Source organism: Novosphingobium sp., assembly GCF_032093395.1.
Lineage (GTDB): Bacteria > Pseudomonadota > Alphaproteobacteria > Sphingomonadales > Sphingomonadaceae > Novosphingobium.
In genome coordinates this window covers 1-22,553 of record NZ_DAMDBA010000035.1, presented here as the reverse complement: position 1 = coordinate 22,553, position 22,553 = coordinate 1, and the positions used below count along the sequence as shown (strand labels likewise).

The 22,553-nt window shown below is 63.8% G+C and carries 20 protein-coding genes and 1 tRNA gene; 17 read left to right on the top strand and 4 right to left on the bottom strand.

Translation table 11 applies throughout. The annotated features are described in order from the left end of the window. The first annotated feature begins 56 nt into the window (after positions 1–56). The 5 genes from RT424_RS13135 (at position 57) to RT424_RS13115 (ending at position 5,700) form a co-directional block, all read left to right on the top strand. Positions 57–1,835 (top strand): FAD-dependent oxidoreductase, encoded by a 1,779-nt coding sequence (locus tag RT424_RS13135; RefSeq protein ID WP_313438810.1) that lies wholly within the window; start codon positions 57–59, stop codon positions 1,833–1,835. Then, complete coding sequence (locus RT424_RS13130; protein WP_313438808.1) at positions 1,820–2,593, top strand: SDR family oxidoreductase; 774 nt, start codon at positions 1,820–1,822, stop codon at positions 2,591–2,593. The genes RT424_RS13135 and RT424_RS13130 overlap by 16 nt, the downstream gene beginning before the upstream one ends. Before the next feature lie 130 nt (positions 2,594–2,723). Further along, a complete protein-coding gene (locus RT424_RS13125) occupies positions 2,724–3,869 on the top strand; it encodes an acyl-CoA dehydrogenase family protein (RefSeq protein WP_313438805.1) in 1,146 nt (381 codons plus the stop codon). Beyond that, positions 3,869–4,789 (top strand): acyl-CoA dehydrogenase family protein, encoded by a 921-nt coding sequence (locus RT424_RS13120; protein WP_313438802.1) that lies wholly within the window; start codon positions 3,869–3,871, stop codon positions 4,787–4,789. Before RT424_RS13125 ends, RT424_RS13120 begins: the two co-directional genes overlap by 1 nt. 107 nt (positions 4,790–4,896) lie before the next feature. Then, positions 4,897–5,700, top strand: coding sequence for an SDR family oxidoreductase (locus tag RT424_RS13115; RefSeq protein ID WP_313438799.1), 804 nt, complete (start codon positions 4,897–4,899; stop codon positions 5,698–5,700). Between the two features lie 82 nt (positions 5,701–5,782). Here the strand turns inward: RT424_RS13115 and RT424_RS13110 are convergent, their stop codons facing one another. The 3 genes from RT424_RS13110 to RT424_RS13100 are packed head-to-tail and all read right to left on the bottom strand — an operon-like array spanning position 5,783 to position 7,677. After that, positions 5,783–6,307 (bottom strand): nuclear transport factor 2 family protein, encoded by a 525-nt coding sequence (locus RT424_RS13110; protein ID WP_313438796.1) that lies wholly within the window; start codon positions 6,305–6,307, stop codon positions 5,783–5,785. A 32-nt stretch (positions 6,308–6,339) separates the two neighbouring features. Then, positions 6,340–7,164, bottom strand: coding sequence for an SDR family NAD(P)-dependent oxidoreductase (locus RT424_RS13105; protein WP_313438793.1), 825 nt, complete (start codon positions 7,162–7,164; stop codon positions 6,340–6,342). Positions 7,165–7,221: 57 nt separating this feature from the next. Next, positions 7,222–7,677, bottom strand: coding sequence for a hypothetical protein (locus RT424_RS13100; RefSeq protein ID WP_313438791.1), 456 nt, complete (start codon positions 7,675–7,677; stop codon positions 7,222–7,224). A gap of 106 nt (positions 7,678–7,783) precedes the next feature. On the opposite strand from RT424_RS13100, the gene efp reads away from it, so the two are divergent. The 9 genes from efp to prsR all read left to right on the top strand — a co-directional run bounded on the left by efp (position 7,784) and on the right by prsR (position 18,626). After that, complete coding sequence (efp, locus tag RT424_RS13095) at positions 7,784–8,347, top strand: elongation factor P (protein WP_313438788.1); 564 nt, start codon at positions 7,784–7,786, stop codon at positions 8,345–8,347. Then, complete coding sequence (locus tag RT424_RS13090) at positions 8,347–8,805, top strand: hypothetical protein (protein ID WP_313438785.1); 459 nt, start codon at positions 8,347–8,349, stop codon at positions 8,803–8,805. Before efp ends, RT424_RS13090 begins: the two co-directional genes overlap by 1 nt. A gap of 43 nt (positions 8,806–8,848) precedes the next feature. Continuing rightward, positions 8,849–9,664: an inositol monophosphatase family protein gene (locus RT424_RS13085; protein WP_313438782.1), complete on the top strand. Its 816-nt coding sequence runs from the start codon at positions 8,849–8,851 to the stop codon at positions 9,662–9,664. A gap of 94 nt (positions 9,665–9,758) precedes the next feature. Then, a tRNA-Leu gene (locus RT424_RS13080) sits at positions 9,759–9,842 on the top strand. Between the two features lie 524 nt (positions 9,843–10,366). Beyond that, positions 10,367–12,094, top strand: a complete 1,728-nt coding sequence (locus tag RT424_RS13075) for a tetratricopeptide repeat protein (protein WP_313438779.1) — start codon at positions 10,367–10,369, stop codon at positions 12,092–12,094. A 42-nt stretch (positions 12,095–12,136) separates the two neighbouring features. Beyond that, positions 12,137–13,486, top strand: coding sequence for an amidohydrolase (locus RT424_RS13070; RefSeq protein WP_313438776.1), 1,350 nt, complete (start codon positions 12,137–12,139; stop codon positions 13,484–13,486). Positions 13,487–13,695: 209 nt separating this feature from the next. Next, complete coding sequence (locus RT424_RS13065) at positions 13,696–15,081, top strand: TIGR03013 family XrtA/PEP-CTERM system glycosyltransferase (RefSeq protein ID WP_313438773.1); 1,386 nt, start codon at positions 13,696–13,698, stop codon at positions 15,079–15,081. Positions 15,082–15,105: 24 nt separating this feature from the next. Beyond that, entirely contained in the window at positions 15,106–17,259 is a 2,154-nt protein-coding gene (gene prsK, locus RT424_RS13060) for an XrtA/PEP-CTERM system histidine kinase PrsK (protein WP_313438770.1), read from the top strand. A gap of 2 nt (positions 17,260–17,261) precedes the next feature. After that, on the top strand, positions 17,262–18,626 hold the full coding sequence (gene prsR, locus RT424_RS13055; RefSeq protein WP_313438767.1) for a PEP-CTERM-box response regulator transcription factor: 1,365 nt from the start codon (positions 17,262–17,264) through the stop codon (positions 18,624–18,626). Between the two features lie 74 nt (positions 18,627–18,700). Here the strand turns inward: prsR and panB are convergent, their stop codons facing one another. Further along, the gene (gene panB / locus RT424_RS13050; RefSeq protein ID WP_313438764.1) at positions 18,701–19,570 is read right to left on the bottom strand and encodes a 3-methyl-2-oxobutanoate hydroxymethyltransferase; all 870 of its coding nucleotides are present in this window, start codon (positions 19,568–19,570) and stop codon (positions 18,701–18,703) included. A 216-nt stretch (positions 19,571–19,786) separates the two neighbouring features. Between panB and RT424_RS13045 the strand changes: the two genes are divergently transcribed. The 3 genes from RT424_RS13045 to RT424_RS13035 all read left to right on the top strand — a co-directional run bounded on the left by RT424_RS13045 (position 19,787) and on the right by RT424_RS13035 (position 22,471). Further along, positions 19,787–21,304 carry an amino acid permease gene (locus RT424_RS13045; RefSeq protein WP_313438761.1) on the top strand — a complete coding sequence of 506 codons (1,518 nt, stop codon included), beginning with the start codon at positions 19,787–19,789 and terminating at the stop codon, positions 21,302–21,304. A 188-nt stretch (positions 21,305–21,492) separates the two neighbouring features. After that, positions 21,493–21,690, top strand: coding sequence for a hypothetical protein (locus tag RT424_RS13040; RefSeq protein ID WP_313438759.1), 198 nt, complete (start codon positions 21,493–21,495; stop codon positions 21,688–21,690). A gap of 61 nt (positions 21,691–21,751) precedes the next feature. After that, on the top strand, positions 21,752–22,471 hold the full coding sequence (locus tag RT424_RS13035) for an extensin family protein (RefSeq protein ID WP_313438757.1): 720 nt from the start codon (positions 21,752–21,754) through the stop codon (positions 22,469–22,471). Positions 22,472–22,553 lie beyond the last annotated feature (82 nt).

The following is a 22,553-nucleotide window of genomic DNA, read 5'->3' as shown; positions in this document are numbered from 1 at the left end:
GGCAAGCCGCCGACGCGATAAGACGCATGAAAACCATGTGCTTCGGGAGACGGGGGTTGGCAGCCGGCAGCAGTGTCCAGGATGGCGGAAGCTTCGATGTGGTAGTGGTGGGATCGGGATCGGCCGGCGCGATGGCCGCGCTGCGCTGTGCCGATCTTGGCCTGAAGGTGCTGATCGTGGACAAGGCGCACAAGTTCGGCGGGACGTCGGCCACGTCGGGCGGGGTCATGTGGATACCCGATCACCGGCTGGAGGGGGATAGAGGTGACAGTCGGGAATCGGCCCTGGAATATCTCGATTCCGTGATTGGAGTGCCGGTGGATCGCCGGCGGCTGGAGGCATTCGTGGATGAGGCGCCGCGGATGTTGCGCTTTCTCCGGTCCACCGGGGTTCCGGTGATGGCGGCGGCCTGGCCGGACTACTTCCCCGATCGGCCAGGCGCCCGGGCCGATCGTTCGATCATCGTGCCGACTTTCGACGGGCGACGACTGGGCGATGGCCGCTATGCGCTGATGCGAGAGCAATACAACCGCTTCAAGCTGTTCGGCCGCTATGCGATGGACCTGACCGAGACTTTTGCGCTGATGATGCAGTCCCGAGGCTGGCGTGTGGTGGCGGGCAAGATGATCGGCCGATACTGGGCCGACCGTTCGACGCGCAAGGTATCGCATCGGGACAGGCGCTTTACCCAGGGCGCGGCCCTCATGGGTGCGATTTTCCAGCAACTGTTCTCACGACATGTCGAGCTGCGGCTGGAAACGAAGCTGGAACGGTTGCTGGTGGATGAGCGCGGAAGCATCACCGGAGTGGAACTTTCGAACTTCGGTCGCAGATACGCCGTCCAGGCAAGGCGGGGCGTTGTCCTGGCGGCGGGCGGTTTCGAGTGGAACCAGGCACTGCGGGACCGTTTCTACCCGGTGCCGGGACTGACGCGACACTCCTCCACGCCCGAGGATGGCAATCGCGGGGAGGCGCTGATCGCGGCCGAAGCGATCGGCGCCTCCACCGAACATACCGCGCAGGGCTGGTGGATCCCGACGATGACCTTGCCGATGAAAGGCGCATCGAACTTCCATGAGATCCACCAGGCTGCTTTCGACGTCGGCCGTCCGTGGAGCGTGGTGGTCAATCGCCTGGGGCGCCGGTTCGTGGACGAGGCCTGCGGGTACGACCAGTTCGGCCAGGCGATGGTCCGGGACCAGTTGACGAACGGCGCCAACTGTCCCTGCTGGCTGATCTTCGATGCGAAGTTTCGCAGGAAGTTCAGCGCGGGCGGCCTGATGCCCACGGTCCATACGCCCGAGCACAAAGTTCCGGCCGACTGGTGGGATCATTACGTGTTCCGGGCCGATACGATCGAGGAACTTTGTGCCAGAACGCATTTGCCGGCCGACGCGGTGCGCCAAACGATCGCCGCGATGAACGATTATGCCCGCAGTGGCATCGATCCGGAGTTCGGGCGCGGCATGAATGCTTACGACCGGACGTTCGGAGACCCGTCCTCGGCCCCCAACCCCAACCTTGGGCCGATCGACAAGCCTCCTTTCTATGCAATTCCCATCAATAACGGCGATCTTGGCACGAAAGGTGGGCTGAAGTGCGACGCGCGGGCCAGGGTGCTCGACGGCGCCGGGACGCCGATCGCGGGTCTCTACGCAGCCGGCAACAATGCGGCGACGCCGTTCGGAGACAGCTATCCCGGCGCAGGCGCCACCATCGGGCCGGCCATGACTTTTGGTTTCGTCGCGGCCAACGACATTGCCGAACGCGCCGCAAACGCGCGCATCGGTCTGGACCATGAAGAGGCAAGGGGCGCGGAATGCACGGCAAAGTAGCGATCGTTACCGGCGCGGCAGGCGGGATCGGCGAGGCTGTCGTACGTGCCCTGGGGGCGAGGGGCGTGAAAGTGCTCGGCACCGGCCGTAACGCGGACAAGCTCCAGGCGCTCGAAGAGCGATTGGCGGGGGCCATGGAGTTCACCTTCATCGCCATCGACGCCACCGCCGACACGGCGCCGAGCGCGATCGTGGAGGCCGCGATGGAGCGGTTCGGGCAGTTGGACGTATTGGTCAACAACGCGGGATCCTTCAACTTCGGCCCGGTGGACCAAACGACCGACCTCATGCTCGACGAAGTGCTGGATATTTCCCTCCGCGCGCCGTTCCGGCTCTGCCGAGAGGCTTTGGGACGTATGGGTGAGGGCGGATCGATCCTCTTCATCGGCTCGACCTGGGGGCTTTACGGCACACCGGGTGGAGGTGCCTATTCCGCCGTCAAGGCCGGGCAGATCGGTCTGATGCAGACGCTGGCCGCCGAATATGGCCCCCGCGGCATACGCTCGAACTACATTGCGCCGACGGTTGTGCGTACCGAGATGACGACCGCGTTCTGGGATCTGGATTTCTTCCGCCGCACCAATCACGAACTCACGCCCCTGCAACGCGACTGCACGGCGGCGGATATCGGCAACATGGTCGCTTTCCTCGCTTCCGAGGACGCGGGCTTCGTGAACGGCCAGACCATCGCGGTGGATGGCGGCATTTCGACCACGCGCTATGTTTCACCCGTGGCCGTAGGGGCGGTGCGGCAATAAGCCCTTCCTGACCATGAAATCTCTCGCCGTCACAAGGCCTCTGGGCGGTTTTCGCCCCGGCGTTGGTCCTCTGCTTGTGAGCGCCGATCCCGCTCGGTAACGCCGAAGTCAAGCAGCGACGAAGGATGCCATGCAGTTCGAATGGACCGAGGAACAGGATGCGTTCCGGCTCAAGATCCGGGATTTCCTCCATGCGAACCTGCCGCAGGACTGGGAGAAGTTCTCCGAACATGGGCCTGCCTCACCCGCGCTCACCGCCTTCGCGCGCACGTTCTGCGTGAAGCTGGCGGAAGCGGGCCTGCTGTTTCCGCACTGGCCTGCGGAAATGGGCGGCGAAGGGCTCGGCCCCTGGGAGCAGCAGATCCTGTCCGAAGAGATGTGGATCGCCGGAGAGCCGCGCGGCGGTCAGTACATGAACGTCAACTGGATCGGTCCGACGCTGGAAAAGTACGGCACGGACGAGCAGAAGGCCCGCTACCTGGAGCCGATCACGCGCGGTGAATCCCTCTGGTGCCAGGGCTTTTCCGAGCCCGACGCCGGATCGGACCTTGCCAGCCTTCGCACCCGCGCGGTGCTGAAGGATGGCCGATACGTCATCAATGGCCAGAAGATCTGGACGTCCTATGCGGGCCTTGCCGATACATGCTTTCTGCTCACCCGCACCAGCGACGATCGCAAGAAGGGCATTACGATCATCCTCGTGCCCATGGATACGCCGGGAATCACCGTTCGCCAGATACCCTCGCTCATCGGCGAGGGCGACATTCACGAGGTATTCTTCGACGATGTGACCGTGCCCGAAGCAGCGCGTTTCGGAGAGGAAGGTCAGGCCTGGGAAATCGTCGCTTACTCGCTGCGCAACGAACGGCTGGGCATTCCGCGCTTCACGCTTGCCCGAGCCGCGCTGGACCGGGCGGTGGCGATACTTCAGGATCGGGGCGATTTCGCCCGCGAGCATGTTCGCATCGAAGCGGGCCGCTGTGCAGCGCTTTGCGAGGCGGCGGGCACGGCCAACTATGCCGTTGTCCAGCGGCGAGCGGACGGGTTGGCTATCGGCGCGGAGTCCAGTTCCGCCCGCTATGCCACCGTCATGGCGGAACGCGCCGTCTGCGAGTTCGTGGTGGAGTTCCTGCCGGAAGCGCTTGCCGGCCGGTCGCCCTATCTCAAGATGCACCATCAACGCGGCATCGTTGCGGGAATCGCCGCCGGATCGGCCGAGATCCAGCTCAACATCATCGCCAGCGACGTGCTGGAACTGCCTCGGGAGCCGCGCTGATGCAGCTTGCCCTCAATGAAGACCAGACCCAGGTCCTGGATTTCGTCGAAGTCCTCGCGCGGCCTTTCGCTTCCGCGCCGCTGCACGACGCCGGGCTGTCTCTGGAGAGTGCGGAACTCGATGCGGCGCTGGTGGAAAACGGCTTCCTCGATGTCATGGCGGTGGAGGAACTCGGCCCGGTAACGGCGGCGCTGGTGGTGGAGAAACTCGCTCGCCTGCCTTTCGCGGTGGAGGCGGCGGCTTCCGCTATGGTGCGCCCGCTGGTCGATCCCGAACTGCCGCGCCCGCTTTGCCTGGTCGAGGAGGGGCGGACAGCCCCGCCGCTGCGCTTTCTGCGTCCGGGTGCAACGGTGGTCATGGTGGGAGCGTCGGGCGTGCGCAGCTTCACGGCAGGGAGCGACATGATCGCTCCTGCGCAGGATGATACGCTCTATGCCTATCCGGTGGCGTTCCTCACTGGCCTGCCGGAAGAGATGGTGCGGCACGATGTCGATCCCGGCGAAGTGCTTCGCGCATGGCGGGTGGCCGTGGCGGCCGAAGCGGCGGGACTGCTGGGTGCGGCGCTGGCGAGCGTCGTTACATATGTCTCGGAACGCAAGCAGTTCGGGCGCCCACTCGCCACGTTCCAGGCCATGCGCCACCGTCTTGCCGAAGCGCAGGTGGTGACGAATACCGCGTACTGGCTGGCGATGCGGGCGGCGGCGAGCGGCAATCATGCCGATGCGGCCATGGCGCTGCTTCACGCGCAGGAGGCGGCCAAGCGCGTCTGCTACGACTATCACCAGTTCCTGGGGGGCATGGGCATGACGCTGGAGCATCCGCTGCATCTGTGGACGTACCGCCTCAAGCTGCTGACATCGGAACTTGGCGGGCGAGGGGCCCAGGGCCTCGCTGTGGCCGAAGCGCTTTGGGGCGCGTAGCCAATTGGCGATGAGGGCACCGTCGTCGCGATATCGCACCTCTGCCCGTCGCGCCTCTGTAGTTGCGCGGTAGAGTTCTCCGGCAACGACAACGGGAAGAGGAAGCCATGGAAGCACGCGATTTCATCGATCTGGGCGGGCAAATCGCAATCGTGACCGGTGCCGGCCAAAATGCCGGACGCGCGACGGCGCTGGAACTGGCACGTCACAACGCGGGCGGCATCGCCGTCAACGACTTCGTTGCCGAACGCGCGGAGGCCGTGGCCGAGGAAGTGCGCGCCCTGGGGGTTCCCGCCATCGCGGTGCCCTTCGACGTGGGCGACCTGGATGCCATCCGCGCCGCCAATGCCGCCATAAGCGCGCAGTTGGGCCCCGCGACGATTCTGGTGAACAATGCGGGCATGGCCGGTCCGAATGCCGCGATCCGCCCCAGCCAGACCTTCTGGGAAGAAGACCCGGCGAACTGGGAGCGTTACCTGCGCACCAACCTCTACGGCGTCTACAACTGCTGTTACGCGTTCATTCCCAATATGGTCGAGGCACGCCGGGGGCGTATCGTCACCATCGTCTCCGATTCCGGCCGTATCGGCGAGCCGAAGCTGGCGGTCTACGCCTCGGCCAAGGCGGGAGCGCAAGGCTTCGTGCGCTCGATCGCGAAGGAACTCGGACGCTACAATGCCACCTGCAACGCCGTTTCGCTCTCGGCATTGATGCCGGACATGCCCGAAGAGCAACTCGCGGAGGTCATGCAGAGCGACCATGCCAAGGCCATGATGTCGCGCTACACTATTCGCCGCTACGGCAAGTCCAGCGATGTCGCCGCATTGGTGACATTTCTCTGCTCCAACGCGGCGGAATGGATCACGGGGCAGACCTATCCGCTTAATGGCGGTTACGCCCCTTCGATGTGAACCGCTCTTGCACGGGCTCTTAGCCGAGCCCATGCCGCCATAATAAGGCTGCGGAGCGGCGGGGAAAGAGCGAAATATCGGGTCAGGTGCGGCGACCTCGCGCGAACAGGGCGTTCGCATTGATGGCATAGCTAGGATCCATTGCACCCTGGCCTAGCAGTCCGCCGCCGTCGAAAGGCCGTCGCAGCTTGAAATCGTACGTGACAAGGCGCTTGGAAAAGCGCCACTTGCCGTCCGGGCAGCGGCGATAATTGTCGATGTAGCGCACCGCCATGAAATCTTCTTCCCGCCTTCCGTCACGGCCCGGAACAAGGTGCCAGGCCAGGGCATAGACTTCGCCGTCGGCCTCGTCCCCGTCCACCGCGATCAGGTGGTTGCAGACGTGGTGTCCGCTGTAGGGCATGTGGGGAAAGGCGCCCGCGATGAATTCGCAGTAATCCGCTGCACTGCCGTCGAAGCTGTCACCATGGGTGTCGGTCGCGTCGTCGGTATAGAGGTCACGCAGCAGTTCGATATCCTGCCGGTCTATCGCGCGTGAATAGAGCAGGACGAGATCGCGGATCGCATCCTTGTCCAGCAGGACTTGCATGGCGTTCTGGTCGACCATTGTGTTCTCCTGGGGCAGAGCGCCGCCGTCGATCAGAGCAGGGCTCCGCCGTCGATCGGATAGACCTGCCCGGTGATGAAGCTTGCTCGTCCGCTTGCAAGGAACGCGACCATTCCGGCCATTTCGTCCGGGACCGCGAACGGACGGCCCACGAATGTGCGGCGTTGGCGTAGCGAACGATCTTCATCGGACTGGCCCTGATTGAACAGGCCGGAATCGGGGTGGAAGCGGCTGCCCTTGCTGAAGGCGGCCGGATCGCGCGCAATCGTTGCATAAGGCGCTATGGCGTTGACACGAATGCCGTGCTGGCCAAGCTCCTTGGCGAGCACCACCGTAAAGCTATGGACCGCTCCCTTGGCGGCCGAATAGACCGGCAGCATGTAATCGCCGACCAGTGCCGCAGTTGAGCCTACGTTGACGATGGCTCCCGATCCGCGCGCGATCATCGCGGGCAATACGGCGTGGGTCATGCGCAGGACCGTGCCGAAGTTCAGGTCTATCTCGGCCATCCACTTGTCAGGATCGGAATTGGCGAAAAGCCCCTGGTCGACATTGCCGCCGACATTGTTGACGAGAACATCGATGCGGCCGATCTGCCCGGCGCGATCAAGTATTCTGGCGGGCGAAGCGGGATCGAGCATGTCGGCCGCCACGAACTCGACGCGGCCGGCCCCGCTCGAGAGAGATTCGTGCACGAGCGTTGCGCCCGCCTCTTCATCGCGCCCGACGAGGACCAGATCGGCGCCTTCCTTCGCAAATTCCAGAGCGATGGCGCGGCCGATGTTCGCCGTGGCACCGGTTATGACGACCAGTTTTCCGGAAAGGTCCAACTCCATCTCGCCGTTCTCCCCACCCAACCGCTATTCCCTTGGGGACTAGGACGGATCGGCGGAACGGGCAAACCGCCGCAGCGATCAGGTTTCCGGTTCGTTGACGTTGCCGTTGGGATCCAGCGGACCGCCTCCGGCGCGAGACAGCACGCAGCGTATGTCGTTATCCGCGCCTTGCGCGTCCTGGTGGCGCAGGAAGCCTTTCGAGGTGCGATGCATCTTCAGGCCCTTGAGCTTGCCGCCGGTCATGATCACCCGGTCGCCGGTCATCAGATAGCTGCCGCGCACGCCATCTGGCGTCTTATAGTTGGAGCCGGTGACAGCACGAAAATCGTACTGCGGCAGCCGGATGCCAACCGGACCGCCGGCGGTGCCGTCGCGCTCACATCTATATAGGCCTAGCTCCAGCGTGCCGATGGGCCCTCCCGGTACGGGCGGTGGCGCCGGACGGGCCGCCAGGCAAGGCGATCCGAGACAGGCGGCCGCAAGCACAGCGATCAACGGGGCGACGAACGGGGCTTTACGAGGGGCACGCATCATTTCTGACCGCTAGCATCGGCGCGAAGCAATTGCCACAGGCAGTCTCCTCGGCTAAGGGCCCATGCTTTCGGTAATACCGGCTCTTTCCCATCTTAAGGTTCAGTCCATGAAGATCAGCGGCGTCGACATTCGTCCCGGCAATATCCTTGAATACGAAAAGGGCATCTGGAAGGTTGCCAAGACGCAGCACACCCAGCCGGGCAAGGGCGGCGCCTTCATGCAGGTCGAGATGAAGAACCTCATCGACGGCCGCAAGACCAACGTCCGCTTCCGCAGCGCCGACACCGTTGAAAAGGTCCGCCTCGACACCAAGGACTTCCAGTTCCTTTACGTCGAGGGCGACCAGCTGGTGTTCATGGACATCGAGACTTACGAGCAGATCCAGCTTCCCGCCGACCTTCTCGGCGATGCCGCGGCCTTCCTTCAGGACGGCATGCAGGTTCTTCTGGAGCTCTGGGAAGAGCGTCCGATCTCGGTGCAGTTGCCGGAACAGGTCGAAGCCACGATCGTCGAAGCCGACGCGGTGGTGAAGGGCCAGACCGCTTCCTCCAGCTACAAGCCGGCCGTACTCGACAACGGCGTGCGCGTGATGGTGCCGCCGCATATCGAAAGCGGCACGCGTATCGTCGTGGACGTCTACGAGAAGTCCTACGTGAAGAAGGCCGACTGATGCGCGTTCTGGCGTCGTTCTTCGCTGCGGCTGCCCTGGTGGCAGGGCCCCTGGTATTGGGTTCGGCCGCTCCGGCTCAGGCCGCCGCGCCGAAGAAGGCGTCGGCAAAGGCCGCAGCTGCCCCGGCTAAAACGGGGTCTGCGGCTCCCGCAGATGCACATGCCCCTTCTCCGGAAGTGGAGCGGGCCATGCTCTACCTGAAGGTGCTGATCAGTGGCTTGCAGTCCGACAAGGTGGATCCTCCCGCGAAGGGGGCTCTGGTCGGCTGCATCTACAACAATTCGCTCGAGAAGATCAGCGAATCGATGGACAAGGTGATCGCCGAGAATCCCGGCAAGATCCATCGCGAGAACCCCAGCGAAATGCTGAGCGCGATGGTGGCGATCTGCGGCTACAAGCCCACTGCTGCCGCCCCCACTGGCGCAGCAACCCAACAACCCGCGCCGCAGGGCCGATAACCAGACCGGCCGAGGCCGGTACTTGAAGGACAAGGTAAGTTTTATGGCCATCTCCGGTCTCATTCGCGTCATGGAAAAGGCCGCCCGCAAGGCGGGCAGCCGCCTGCGCCGCGATTTCGGCGAAATCGAGCACCTCCAGGTCTCGCGCAAGGGCCCGGCGGATTTCGTCTCCAAGGCGGACCAGGCCTCGGAACGCACCATCTGGGACGAACTGCGCGCAGCCCGCCCTGAATGGGGCTACCTGTTCGAGGAGGCCGGCGAGATCGAAGGCGATCCCGACAAGCCGCGCTTCATCGTCGATCCGCTGGACGGCACGACCAACTTCCTCCACGGCATCCCGCACTTCGCGATCTCCATCGCCGTGCAGGAACCGCGTCTGGACGGGAAGGGCTGGGGCGAAATCACGGCCGGCTTGATCTACAATCCCGTCACCGACGAGAGCTATTGGGCCGAGAAGAGCCGCGGCGCCTGGTTGCAGGACAAGCGCCTGCGCGTGTCGTCGCGCCGTCATCTCGACGAAAGCGTTATCGCAACCGGGATTCCCTTCGCCGGTCACGGCGATGCGGGTGAATGGACCAAGATCTATCACGCGCTGGCCCCGCAGGTCGCCGGAATCCGTCGCTTCGGCTCGGCTGCCCTCGACCTCGCCTGGGTCGCTGCCGGTCGCTACGAAGGTTTCTGGGAAGCCGACCTCAAGCCATGGGACACGGCGGCGGGCTGCCTGCTGGTGCGCGAGGCCGGCGGTTTCGTATCGGACTGGAAGGGCCGCTCGCTGCCTTACCACGACGAGCAGATCCTTGCGGGCAACGACGCGCTGCACTCGCGTCTCCACAAGTTGTTGGCAAACGCGCTCAAGTGACTTGAGCCGAAGCCAAGGCGCGGCTAAAGCCAGCCGCGCCGATGCCGGTTGTCTCGCGATAGTCTTCGAGGGATCACCGGCAGCACGTGAGCGTGCCCCTGTGGCGGAATGGTAGACGCGAACGACTCAAAATCGTTTGTCGAAAGGCGTGCCCGTTCGAGTCGGGCCAGGGGCACCACACAGCAAAAAGCCGCGAACCCACCTAGGGTTCGCGGCTTTTTGCTGTGTGGCTCATCCATCGCGATGGCGGCAAGTAACCGGCTTACGTTGCGTTCAATAGTGAACAAAAGCATTCGGTCGTTTCGGCTTTTGGAGCTATCTCTTGGAAATGGACGGAATTTAACAGTTAAACACGGTGATTCCGCCGGTAATCTTTCTACACTGGTAACATCCTTGAAATTCCATCGCGGCAACGCGGTGGCATGTCTGTCGTCCCTTTGGGACGTGATCGACCTCGAGGTCTGCTGGAAGCCCGTTCCGAATCGAGGAGACGAGATTGCGGGGCATCGGTGGCCGATGGACCGCCGACGCGCTTCCAGCAGTTCCGGCCTGTCCCGCCTTCCGCTTCCTTGCGGCAGAACGAGGGCTCAGGAAGACAGCTGGAATTTGAACAGGTTTTAGGAGAGCCGCTTCGGGTCGCAACAAAGAAGCGCGTTTGCCAAATCGCCCCCTCCGGACTAACAAGGTTCGGAGGGGGACGACATGGAACCCACCGCCGACGAATATCGCGACGCACTATCGCGCGTCGTCGCCTCTTCTACTTTCCGGTCTTCGCCCAAGTTGGCGGAACTTCTGTCCTATCTCGTAGACCAAAAGCTATCCGGGCATGGCGACAGGCTGAAGGGCTATCCTATCGCGCTCGACGTCTTTGGGCGCGGCGATGACTTCGACGCTTCTTCCGATTCGATCGTGCGGGTGCAGATGACCCGCCTGCGCAAGGCGCTGATCGAATACTACGCAGGAGACGGTGCGGGCGATCCATGCCGCATCGTGGTGCCGCGCGGTTCCTATGCGCCGGTCCTGGAGAGTGTCGCGAAGTCGGCGCCGGTGACAGAGGGGGAAGCGCCCGACGCTCAGCCGGGCACGGTTGGACCGCCCGATGCTCCTCGTAACGAGGATATCGTCCAGTCCTCCAGCGCACTCAATCTGAGGCGCCGTTCGTGGGGCTTACTGGCGGCGCTGGCGCTCGCCGCTTCGCTCGTGATCATCTACTGGCCGGGAAGCGAGCGCGACGGCGTTCTGGTGCGCGCGGGAGAAATGCCGGAAGGACCGATCGTCTATGTCGCACCCTATGCATTGACGGGAAGCGATCCTTCGATAGCGCGCGTTCGTGACGGCTTGCAGTTCGACCTGATCAATTACCTCTCCCAATTGCCCAACCTTGCGGTGCTGGCGCTCCACGATCGACAGCCGGCGGCGAAAGCCGCGTCACTGCGCAAGGCGGCTTCGCCGATTTTCGTCCTTCAGGGCGCGATCGACGGTGCCGGGGGATCGCTTCGAATCAGCTCCAGCCTCGTGCGCATGCCCGGCGGGGTCGTCGTCTGGTCGGGCCGAAGCGATCCGATCGCCTACGATCCCGAGCAGATACTCAAGGCGCAGTCGAAGATCGCGCTCGGCGTCGCTTCGCGACTCGGTCAGCCATACGGCGTTATCCACGAGACCATGCGCCATGATCTCGAAAACCATCGCGGCCTCGGCATGGAGCGCTACTTCTGCGAGTTGGAGGCCTACGAATTCATGCGTTCGCGCGGCAAGGGTCAGCTCGGGAAAGTGAAGGATTGTCTCGAACGCGCGGTCTACGACAAGCCGAACTACTCCAACGCCTGGGCATTGCTGTCCTGGGTGCACGCCTACGAGGCCCAGGCGCAAGGCATCGGGGATTCGCCCGAGGCACTGGAAGCGGCCCGGCGCGCGGTAGCCGCCAATGCCACCAATGCCGTGGCCTACCAGTATCTCGCACTGGCACTTTACCGCCACGGAGAAGACGATGCCGCGCGAGAGGCCATCGGCCGGGCACTGGAAATCAGCCCGAACCATTCCGAGGTTCTGGCGAACGCCGGGCGCATTCTTGGAGCGCTTGGGGACCATGAAGTCGCGCCGACGCTGACACGCAAGGCGATCCGGCTCAATCCGGGGCACCCTGCGTGGTACTGGTCGGGACTGGCGCTGGATGCGCTATACCGCAAGGATGGGCCCGAAGCGCTTCGCTATGGACGGCTGGGCGTCGAGGACGGGGGGCTGATGTCCCGTTGTCTGCTGGCTTCGGCCTATGCGCTGGAGGGCCAGGTGAAAGAAGCACGCGAGGTGCTGGAAGCCGCAGCCAGAGCTTATCCGGGGGTGCCAAGGGATAGGCGACGTTTGCTGGAGGAACTGCGCTTTCCCGCCTTTGCGATCGAGCCGCTCGAAGCGCAGGGGCTGTTGGACAACTAGGGCCACTTGCCCGATGGCGAGAGCCTCCATAGTGTCGGCTTCATGAAAGCGCTTCTCGCCCGCTCCGCCTCGGCTGTCGCCACATCCGCTCTTGTCGTTCTCGGTTTCGCTGCGCTGCCTGTAGCGGCTCAGGCGGAGACTGTGACGGACAGTATCTCCCACGACCTTCCCGGGCTGATGGCGATCTACCAGGATCTCCACGCCAATCCGGAATTGAGCTACCAGGAAGTGCGCAGCGCCGGGATCATGGCCAAAGCCGCGCGCGAGGCAGGGTTCACGGTTACCGAAAAGGTCGGCCAGACCGGCGTCGTGGCGGTGTTGAGGAACGGCGCGGGGCCAACGGTGCTGATCCGCGCCGACATGGATGGACTTCCCGTGGTCGAGCAGACGGGCCTGGCCTTCGCCTCGAAGAAGCGCGGCGTTTCGACGGCCGGGGTCGAAAGCGGGATCATGCATGCCTGCGGCCACGATACCCACATGACGGCCTGGATCGAAACGGCGCGCCTCATGGCGAAGCGCAAGGCCGAATGGTCCGGTACGCTGGTGATGATCGGCCAGCCGGCGGAAGAAGTCGGCACCGGCGCGGTCTCCATGTTGAAGGACGGGCTCTACACGCGCTTCCCGAAGCCGGACTACACGCTGGCCTTCCACGATTCGGCCGATCTGCCCGCCGGTCAGGTGGGAGCGGCGGTGGGCTGGGCGCTTGCCAATGTCGATAGCGTGGACATTCTCGTGAAAGGCGTCGGCGGTCACGGCGCCTACCCGCAGGCGACCAAGGATCCGATCGTGCTCGCCAGCGCCATCGTCATGAAGCTCCAGACCCTGGTCAGCCGGGAGACCAGCCCGCTGGACCCGGCAGTCGTCACGGTGGGCTCGTTCCATGCGGGGGCAAAGCACAACATCATTTCCGACCAGGCCAAGCTGGAACTGACCGTTCGCAGCTATTCGGACGCAACGCGTGGGCACCTGCTGGATGGCATAAGACGCATCGCCCGTGGCGAGGCGATCGCCTCCGGCCTGCCGGACGGCCTGATGCCCGAAGTCTCGGTGAAGGATCCCTACACCCGCGCCACCTGGAACTCGCCCGAGTTCACCCAGGAGGCGGTGGCCGATCTCAAGACGAAGATGGGCGAGGCCAATGTCGTCATCACCCCCTCGGTCATGGGCGGCGAGGATTTCGGAGAATTCCGCCGTGCCGACGAAGACCATATCAAGTCGGTGATCTTCTGGATCGGCGGTGCCGACCCGCAGAAGATCACTGCCGCGAAAGCGGGCGGCCCGGCGCTGCCCTCGCTTCACAGCCCGTTCTGGGCACCGCAGGCGGACAAGGTGATCGCGTCGGGCAGCGAAGCTCTGACGCTGACCGCGATGCGGCTGATGGCTCGAAAATGATTGCGGGCCAGACGCGCGGAAATCCTCTGATGTCAGGTTCGGTCCACAATCTGTAAGGCGGTCCGACGCTTCGGGAAGCAAAAGGTGGCGCCTGGCGAGCTCTCGATCATGCGGGTTTTTCGGAGTCTGTCAGATTCACCGACAGTTTACGCCTTGATCCTAAAACGAAGGCATTGCCGGTTTCGGCTCGTAGAATGGCGGCCGCGACGATGATTCGTCTTTTCAAACACTATATTCCTCACGCCGTAGCCCTGCTGTGGCTGGTGGACATGCTTCTGCTGATCGGCGCGAACGAGCTTTCCTGGCGTCTGCGCGCCGGACAGATCGGAATGGTGCTGGGAGATATCGGTGCGCGCATCGGGCTTCATGCCGGTTTTGCGATCGTTCTCTCGCTCTCGATGGTTGCGGTCGGCGTCTACGGCGCGGAAGCGTTGCGCTCGATGCGGTTCGCGGCAGCCCGCCTTCTGGTTGCCATATCCCTGGGCGTGATCGCGCTCGCATTCTTCGATTTCGTGTTCGCGGCCCAGAACTTCTGGCGGTCCACTCTGGCCTATTCCATGGGCATTGCCATCGTTCTGCTGGTGGCGAATCGCCTCCTGCTCGGAGCCTTTCTGGGAACGTCGGCGTTCCGTCGCCGCGTTCTGGTGCTGGGCGCGGGCGGACGGGCACAGCGGCTGCGGGAACTGGCGGATCGACCGGAGAGCGGCTTCGTCATCGTCGGATACATCTGCATGAGCGAGGGCGCGCCGGCCATCGAGGAATCGATCCCCCGCGCGGCCATCAACAACCTCACCCGCTATGTGGACAATCTGGGCGTCACGGAAGTGGTGCTGGCATTGGAAGAACGCAGAAATGCGCTGCCGCTCAAGGACTTGCTCCGGATCAAGACCACGGGTGTTCACGTCAACGAATTCTCCAGCTTCCTGGAGCGGGAAACCGGGCGGGTCGATCTCGACACGGTCAATCCCAGCTGGCTGATCTTCTCCGACGGCTTTTCCTCGGGCCGGATGATTTCCAGCGTGGCGAAGCGACTGTTCGACATTCTCGCCAGCGCCGTGGTGCTTTGCCTGACGATGCCGATCATCCTGCTCTTCGCCCTGCTGGTGAAGATCGATAGCCGCGGTCCTGCCTTCTACCGGCAGCAGCGGGTGGGATTGTTCGGAGAGAACTTCGACGTCATCAAGCTGCGTTCGATGCGCACCGACGCGGAAGCGGCGGGGGCGCAGTGGGCGGCCAAGGACGATCCCCGCGTCACCCGTGTCGGGCGTTTCATCCGCAAGGTCCGCGTGGACGAACTGCCGCAGGCCTGGAGCGTGCTCAAGGGCGAGATGAGCTTCGTGGGCCCGCGTCCCGAACGCCCGCAGTTCGTGGCCGAACTGGAAGAGCAGCTGCGCTATTACGCCGAGAGGCACATGGTGAAGCCGGGCATAACCGGCTGGGCGCAGATCAACTATCCCTACGGCGCCTCGATAGAGGATTCCCGCCACAAGCTGGAATATGACCTCTATTACGCCAAGAACTATACGCCCTTCCTGGATCTGATCATCATTCTCCAGACCCTGCGCGTCGTGCTCTGGAGCGAGGGCGCCCGATGAGCCCCGCAGCTTGAGCCGTCTGCCGTGAGCATCGCACCCTCTCTGGACGCCTGGCGGACGATCGGCATCGTGCTCGACCTGGCCGGCGCGATAGCCGTCGCCAGCCTTGCCCTCTGGCTCTGGCCGAGGCGCGCGCGATTCGATGCGGCAGGTACCGGCGTGGTTGCGGCCCTGTTGTTCACCGCCGGATGGTGTGTGGCAGTGGCTGCGGCGATGACGGCAACGATGACTGGCCAGGCGCCGATCCTGGCTTCCTTTGCCGAAAGCCTTCGCAACCTTGCATGGCTGGCGGTGATCTATCGGTTGTTCGCCGGCGACGGCCGTCATTCCAGCCTTGCCCCGATTCGCCCCGTCATCCTGGCCCTTGCCTTCGTGGGTGTGCTGCATCTCGGCCTGGCACTGGCCTTGTCTTATATACCGGAGACGGGTGGACCGGCGATCCGCGGTTTCGAGATCGAGGTCATGCTGCGTCTGCTCGTGGCGGTGGGCGGGCTGGTGCTGGTCCACAACCTCTATGCCGGCGCGCCCCGCGAATTCCGCCCCGCGCTCCGCTGGCCGACGATCGGCCTAGCCATCCTGTGGTCGTTCGACCTCAATCTCTATACCGTCGCCTATCTCGCTCGAAGCTGGCCTGGCGAGATCGCCGCCTTGCGCGGCGCGGCGGCACTGGCGTTGGCCGCATGCCTGGCGATCGCCGCCTCGCGCAATCGCGATGAACTGCGCCTCAAACCATCGCGCGCGGTGACGTTCCAGACGTTCTCGCTATTGGTCATCGGCGTCTATCTCGTCGCCATGGTCGCCGTCGCACAGTGGCTTTCCTATGTCGGCGGCAACTTCGCGCGGCTCATAGAGATGGCTTTCCTGACTTTCGCCAGTGCCTTCGCGCTGGTGGTGCTGCCCTCGCGCCGGGTTCGCGGCTGGCTGAAGGTCATCCTTGCGAAGCACTTTTTCCAGCATCGCTACGATTATCGCGAGGAATGGCTGCGCTTCACACGCACGATCGGCAGGAACGACGACGCGACATCGCCTCTGGGAGAGCGCGTGATCCAGTCGGTGGCCGATATCACCGACAGTCCCGCCGGCCTCCTGCTGACGCCGGGCGAACAGGGCGACCTGACGCTTGCGGCGCGATGGAACTGGCCGGATGTGGAGGTGCCCGCCACGGCCTTTCCGGCCGCGATGCTCGGACTGTTCGAGCAGGCAAGCTATATCGCCGATTTCGACGATCTGCGCGACGGCGTTGCCGTGCATCCCATCGACCTGCAAGTGCCCGACTGGCTGCGGGACGAACGGCGCGCCTGGGCGCTGGTGCCGCTGGTTCACTACGAACGGCTGGTGGGACTTGTCGTGCTCGCCCGCCCGGCCATGGCACGCAAATTCGATTGGGAGGATTTCGACCTGCTGCGCGTGATCGGCCAGCAGCTCGCCAGCTATCTGGCCGAGAATGCCAGCCAGGAAGCCCTTGCGGAATCCAGCCGGTTCGAGGATTTCCATCGCCGCATGGCCTTCGTGATGCATGACATCAAGAATCTGGCCAGCCAGTTCAGCCTCCTTGCGCGCAATGCCGAGCTTCATGCCGACAAACCCGAATTCCGCGCCGACATGCTGATTACCCTGCGCAATTCCTCGGATAAGCTGAATGCCTTGTTATCGCGCCTGTCGCGCTATGGTGCCGGGGCGGTGGACCGGCTGGAAACGGTGCGGGCGGGCGACGTCATGCGAGGCGCCGTCGCCAGGTTCAACGGCAGTCCACAGGTCGTCCTCTCCGAAATACAGGATCTCCTCGCGACGGCGAACGGCCATTCGCTCGAACAGGTTCTGGTGCATCTCGTGCAGAACGCCCTCGATGCCAGCCGGGCCGACAGTCCGGTGCTGGTTTCCCTCCGTGTGGATGGGCTGTTCGCGCGGTTCGAAGTGGTCGATTCCGGCACGGGGATGTCGGCCGAATTCGTGCGTCACCGTCTGTTCAAGCCGTTCGTGTCCACCAAGAGCGGTGGCTTCGGGATCGGCGCGTTCGAGGCGCGCGAACTGGTGACGGCCATGAAAGGGCGGCTCGAGGTGGAATCCCGCGAAGGCTTGGGCTCCCGCTTCATCGTGCGCATCCCACTGGCTTTGTCGGGCGGCATCGGCGCCGGCGCGCCCTTCGACAGCACCTCCCAGGATCAGAAAGTAGCCTGACAATGACCGAGACCCGACCCAAGCTGCTCGTCATCGAGGACGATCCCGGCCTCCAGGCACAGCTCAAGTGGGCTTACGAGGATTTCGACGTCATCGTTGCCGGAGACAGGGCCTCGGCGCTGGCGCTGCTCCGCGCCGAAATGCCGGACGTTGTGACGCTCGATCTCGGCCTGCCGCCCGATCCCGATGGCACTACGGAGGGCTTCGCGGTGCTGGACGAGATCATGGCGCTGAAGCCGCGCACCAAGGTGATCGTCGCATCGGGCCACGGCGCGCAGGAATCGGCGCTTCAGGCAATCGCGCGCGGCGCCTACGACTTCTATCCGAAGCCGGTGGATATCGATGCGCTGGGGCTGATCGTGCGGCGGGCCTTGCAGTTGCACCGGCTCGAGGAGGAAAACCGCCGGCTGGCCTCGCGGGCCGAGAAGGACGAGAAAGTGCTCGGGCGGCTGATCACCGCCGCGCCGGAAATGGTTCGCGTGGCGCGCACCATCGAGCGTGTGGCGAATACCAATGTTTCCGTCATGCTGCTTGGCGCGAGCGGCACCGGCAAGGAGCTGCTGGCCCGGGGGCTTCACGAAGCAAGCGATCGGGCCAAGCGCGAATTCGTGGCGATCAATTGCGCGGCGATTCCGGAAAACCTGCTCGAAAGCGAATTGTTCGGGCACGAGAAGGGTGCCTTCACGGGAGCCGTCAAGACGACGCCGGGCAAGATCGAGCTGGCGGCCGGTGGCACGCTTTTCCTCGACGAGGTGGGTGACATTCCGCTTCAGCTCCAGGTCAAGCTCCTGCGATTCCTACAGGAGCGGGTGATCGAGCGGGTCGGATCGCGCGAATCGATACCGGTGGACACGCGCATCGTCTGCGCCACGCACCAGGATCTCGAAGCGATGATCGGGGAAGGGCGGTTTCGAGAGGATCTGTTCTATCGCCTGGCGGAAATCGTGGTGCGGATCCCCAGCCTTTCCGAACGTCCGGGCGACGCCGCTCTGCTGGCCAAGGCCTTCCTCCATCGCCATGCCAGAGACATGAACCCGAGCGTGCGCGGGTTCGCGGCCGACGCGCTGGCGGCGATCGATGCCTGGCACTGGCCGGGCAACGTTCGCGAGCTGGAGAACCGGGTGAAGCGCGCCGTGATCATGGCGGATGAGAAGCTGGTGGGGGCCGCCGACCTCGACCTTGCCGATCCCGACGAGCAAGTGATCAACGCACTGAACCTCAAGTCCGCGCGCGAACAGGCCGACCGCAAGGTCATCCGCCATGCCCTCGCGCGAAGCGAGGGAAATATTTCCAGCACTGCCAAGATGCTGGGGATCAGCCGCCCCACGCTCTACGACCTGCTCAAGCAGTACGACCTGCAGACCTGAGCCGTTGCGCGGGGAACCGAGCCGGTCCCCGCGCAACGCCTCACAGTTTATAACCGATTGTTTTTGTTGGACGATTACTTGGGCTGATAGGTCTGATCCGGTCCGGGGAAGTTGCGGGCGCGGACTTCCTCGGCGTACTTGGCCGCCGCGTCAGAGACCAGTCCCGCCATGTCGGCATAGCGTTTCACGAACCGGGGAACGCGGTCGAACATGCCGAGCATGTCTTCGGCAACGAGCACCTGACCATCGCACTGCGCCGAGGCGCCGATGCCGATCACCGGGATGTCGAGGCTGTGTGTGAGCGAAATGGCGATCGGTTCGAGCACCCCCTCGACGACCACCGAGAATGCTCCGGCATCGGCCACCGCCTTGCCGTCGGAAACGATCTTCGCATGTTCTTCCTGGCTGCGCCCGCGCGCTCCATAGCCGCCCAGCGCGTTGACCGCCTGCGGCGTGAGGCCGATATGCGCCATGACCGGGATGCCGCGCTGGGTGAGGAAGGCGATCGTTTCCGCCATGGCGATGCCGCCTTCGAGCTTGACGGCCGCGCAGCCGGTCTCGGCCATGATCCGCGCCGCGGATTCGAAGGCCTGCTGCGGGCTTCCCTCGTAGGAACCGAAAGGCATGTCTACCACGACCAGCGAGTGATAGCTGCCGCGCACCACCGCGGCTCCATGCGCAATCATCATGTCGAGCGTGACGGGCAGGGTGGAGGGCAGGCCGTAGATCACCTGGGCAAGCGAGTCTCCCACCAGCAGAATGTCGCAATGCTGGTCGAGAAGCTGCGCCTGTCGCGCCGTGTAGGCCGTCAGCATGACGAGCGGTTCGATGGTTTTCCCCTCCACCTTGCGGCGTTGAATGGCGGGAACCGTCAGGCGCTTCATCGGCGCAGGCGTGGGATTGGCGCGACTTGTCGCGGTATCGAGCTGAAAGGTCGTGGACATGCTGCGCTTCTAGCGCGGGGTTGGCTGATGCGCAAAAGTGCATTTTCAACGCCGATGAACGGAATAGGGCAACGTCGCCGTGCTTTCGGGCACATCGTAACGTCCGGTTCCCATGGGCCAATTTCAGCAAAGGCGGGGAGCCAGAAGCGTTAGGGCTTGCCAAGGCGCGGCAGCCCGCTAGCGTCACGCCATAAAAGGAATTCAGGGGTCCACCGCATGTTCGGACGCGTTAAGCCGCTCGACGCCATTCTGGCGACGGCGGAAAAGAAATCTCTTCACAGGTCGCTGGGTGCGTTTCAGCTGACAATGCTTGGCATCGGCGCCGTTATCGGCACGGGTATTTTCGTTCTCACTGCCGAGGCGGCGCAGAAAGCCGGGCCCGGCATGATGCTGTCCTTCGTGATCGCCGGCTTCGTCTGCGGGGTAGCAGCGCTGTGCTACGCCGAGATGGCAGCCATGGTGCCCGTCTCGGGCTCAGCCTATACCTACAGCTACGCCGTGATGGGCGAAACCGTCGCCTGGATGGTCGGTTGGGCGCTGATCCTCGAATATGCGATTGCCGCGGGCGCTGTGTCCGTCGGTTGGTCGGGCTACTTCGTGGGTTGGCTCAACAGCAGTTTCGGCATGAACATTCCGCTCGATTTCGTGCGTGGCCCGTTCGACGGAGGCGTGATCAACATACCCGCGATGCTGATCGCGGCTGCCGTCACCGCCCTCCTCATCAAGGGTACGAAGGAAAGCGCCACGGTCAATGCGGTGCTCGTGGGCATCAAGATCCTGGCGCTCGTCATGTTCGTGGTGCTGACGATCCCCGTCATCAGCAGCGGCCAGTTCAAGCCCTTCGCGCCGCTCGGCTTCGCCGGCATTTCCAGCGCCGCCGCTTCGATCTTCTTCGCCTATGTCGGCTTCGACGCCGTATCGACGGCGGCCGAGGAAACTCGGAACCCGCAGCGCAATATGCCCATCGGGCTGATCGGCAGCCTCGGCATCTGCACGATCTTCTACATGCTGGTCGCATCGGGCGTGATCGGCACCGTGGGCGCCCAGCCGGTGCTCGATGCCAATGGCGTTGCACTGTCGCCGGGTACACCGGAACTGTCGCAAGCCTGCGCCGCCATTCACGAGAATGCCGTGGTCTGCTCGAAGGAAGCGCTTGCCTGGACGTTGCGCCAGGTCGGCTATCCCATGGTGGGCTGGCTGGTCGGCGCCGCCGCGATCATCGCGCTGCCTTCCGTCATCCTGATGATGATGTTCGGCCAGACCCGCATCTTCTTCGTGATGAGCCGCGACGGCCTGCTGCCGGAGTTCTTCTCGAAAGTGCACCCGCGCTTTCACACGCCGCATGTCATAACCCTGCTCACCGGCCTGTTCGTGACACTGTTCGCGGCATTCTTCCCAGTCGGCTTGCTGGCCGACGTTTCGAACTCGGGCACGCTGTTCGCGTTCGCCGCAGTCTCGATCGCCGTGATGGTGCTGCGCAAGACGGACCCGACCCGCAAGCGTCCCTTCCGCACGCCGGGCGTGATGCTGACCGCGCCTTTGGCGATTGCCGGATGCATCTACCTGTTCTTCAGCCTCTCGTTCCAGACCATCTCGCTGTTCGTGGGTTGGGCAATCCTGGGGCTGCTGGTCTACTACACCTACAGCCGCTCGCGCAGCCATGTAGGCCGTGGACTGATCGAAACGCATGAAGTCGATGCCGATGCGCCGCCGCAGCCGGTTCCGCCCGTCTGACACGAAGCGAGAGCATCAAAGGGAAGGGGAGCCATCGCGCTCCCCTTTTTTTGTGCGCGCGTCTCATCCACAGTTCAGCCCCAGCTTGTGCCGGAGTTTTCCACAGGGCTGTCAAACGCGGGAGTAGGAGTAAATTTACCTCTCTCGAGCAAAATTCCCACAGGGCCATAGAAAACTCGAGCGTCACCATGTCAGCCATCAAGGCACTGATTCCCGGCTTCCTGCTTACCTGGATCGTTTCCCTGATCATCGGATCGCAGGGATCGCGCGGAGGTCTGCTCGACATTACCCATACGTACTATCAGGGCCACGAACTCTACTGGTCCTGGCCGCTGTTTTGCGGTGCCACAGGGCTGGCCTGGGCCCTGTTCGCGATGATGGAGTGAAGGCCTGACGGACTTGGCGGACTGACGGGAGCCAGCGACCTGCCGGAGCGTTGCTCCGGAGATGTCTCTCGCGTTTGATCGTTATGTCGTGGCCGCGCTTCTGCTTGCATGCCTGCTATTGGCCGGTAGGGGGTGGTTGCGCGAGCATCCGGGATACGATCCCTGGGCGCCGCTTACACTTGACGAGAAGCCGGGGTGGGCGACCCCGCGCAAGTTTCTGGCGGTGAGGACCGACCGCGCGACGTGCCGGGGCTTTCTGGAGCGTAGCGGAATCGATGTGACGGCGTTGCCGCCGACAGGCAGCGGAACGTGCCGTCGCGATGATCGTCAGCGCCTAGTGGCGCCTCAGGCCTTCGACGTCAGCCTTTCTCCGCCTTCGGCAGAGGCCACTTGCGCCGTGGATGCCGGAATGGCCTGGTGGCTGCGCAAGGGTATCCAGCGGCAAGCGGAGGCGATCCTGGGCGCCAAGGTCGTTCGGATCGAACAACTCGGCACCTATAATTGCCGTCGCATCGGCAACGGCGATAGCGGATCCTGGAGCGAGCATGCGACGGGCAATGCCATAGACGTGTCCGCCTTCATTCTCGCGAACGGCAGGCGCATCGGCGTTCGCCGGGGATGGAAGGGATCCGTCGAGGAAAGCGCCTTCCTTCACGCCGTGCGCGATTCGGCATGCACTGCCTTCGCTACCGTGCTTTCGCCAGACTACAATGCGGCCCATGCCGATCATCTGCACCTGGATCAGGCGATCAGGTCCGGCGGCTGGCGTGCTTGTCGCTAATGTGAGAGGAGGCTGTTGCCTGAGCTTCTGGTGACCCCTACGGGAATCGAACCCGTGTTTCAGCCGTGAGAGGGCCGCGTCC

What these genes read in the sequence shown, in the direction of transcription:
- RT424_RS13130 (WP_313438808.1), top strand. Translation starts at nt 1,820, where the DNA reads ATGCACGGCAAAGTAGCGATCGTTACCGGCGCGGCAGGCGGGATCGGC.
- RT424_RS13125 (WP_313438805.1), top strand. Translation starts at nt 2,724, where the DNA reads ATGCAGTTCGAATGGACCGAGGAACAGGATGCGTTCCGGCTCAAGATC.
- RT424_RS13120 (WP_313438802.1), top strand. Translation starts at nt 3,869, where the DNA reads ATGCAGCTTGCCCTCAATGAAGACCAGACCCAGGTCCTGGATTTCGTC.
- RT424_RS13115 (WP_313438799.1), top strand. Translation starts at nt 4,897, where the DNA reads ATGGAAGCACGCGATTTCATCGATCTGGGCGGGCAAATCGCAATCGTG.
- RT424_RS13110 (WP_313438796.1), bottom strand. Translation starts at nt 6,307, where the DNA reads ATGGTCGACCAGAACGCCATGCAAGTCCTGCTGGACAAGGATGCGATC.
- RT424_RS13100 (WP_313438791.1), bottom strand. Translation starts at nt 7,677, where the DNA reads ATGATGCGTGCCCCTCGTAAAGCCCCGTTCGTCGCCCCGTTGATCGCT.
- efp (WP_313438788.1), top strand. Translation starts at nt 7,784, where the DNA reads ATGAAGATCAGCGGCGTCGACATTCGTCCCGGCAATATCCTTGAATAC.
- RT424_RS13090 (WP_313438785.1), top strand. Translation starts at nt 8,347, where the DNA reads ATGCGCGTTCTGGCGTCGTTCTTCGCTGCGGCTGCCCTGGTGGCAGGG.
- RT424_RS13085 (WP_313438782.1), top strand. Translation starts at nt 8,849, where the DNA reads ATGGCCATCTCCGGTCTCATTCGCGTCATGGAAAAGGCCGCCCGCAAG.
- RT424_RS13075 (WP_313438779.1), top strand. Translation starts at nt 10,367, where the DNA reads ATGGAACCCACCGCCGACGAATATCGCGACGCACTATCGCGCGTCGTC.
- RT424_RS13070 (WP_313438776.1), top strand. Translation starts at nt 12,137, where the DNA reads ATGAAAGCGCTTCTCGCCCGCTCCGCCTCGGCTGTCGCCACATCCGCT.
- RT424_RS13065 (WP_313438773.1), top strand. Translation starts at nt 13,696, where the DNA reads ATGATTCGTCTTTTCAAACACTATATTCCTCACGCCGTAGCCCTGCTG.
- prsR (WP_313438767.1), top strand. Translation starts at nt 17,262, where the DNA reads ATGACCGAGACCCGACCCAAGCTGCTCGTCATCGAGGACGATCCCGGC.
- panB (WP_313438764.1), bottom strand. Translation starts at nt 19,570, where the DNA reads ATGTCCACGACCTTTCAGCTCGATACCGCGACAAGTCGCGCCAATCCC.
- RT424_RS13045 (WP_313438761.1), top strand. Translation starts at nt 19,787, where the DNA reads ATGTTCGGACGCGTTAAGCCGCTCGACGCCATTCTGGCGACGGCGGAA.
- RT424_RS13040 (WP_313438759.1), top strand. Translation starts at nt 21,493, where the DNA reads ATGTCAGCCATCAAGGCACTGATTCCCGGCTTCCTGCTTACCTGGATC.
- RT424_RS13035 (WP_313438757.1), top strand. Translation starts at nt 21,752, where the DNA reads ATGTCTCTCGCGTTTGATCGTTATGTCGTGGCCGCGCTTCTGCTTGCA.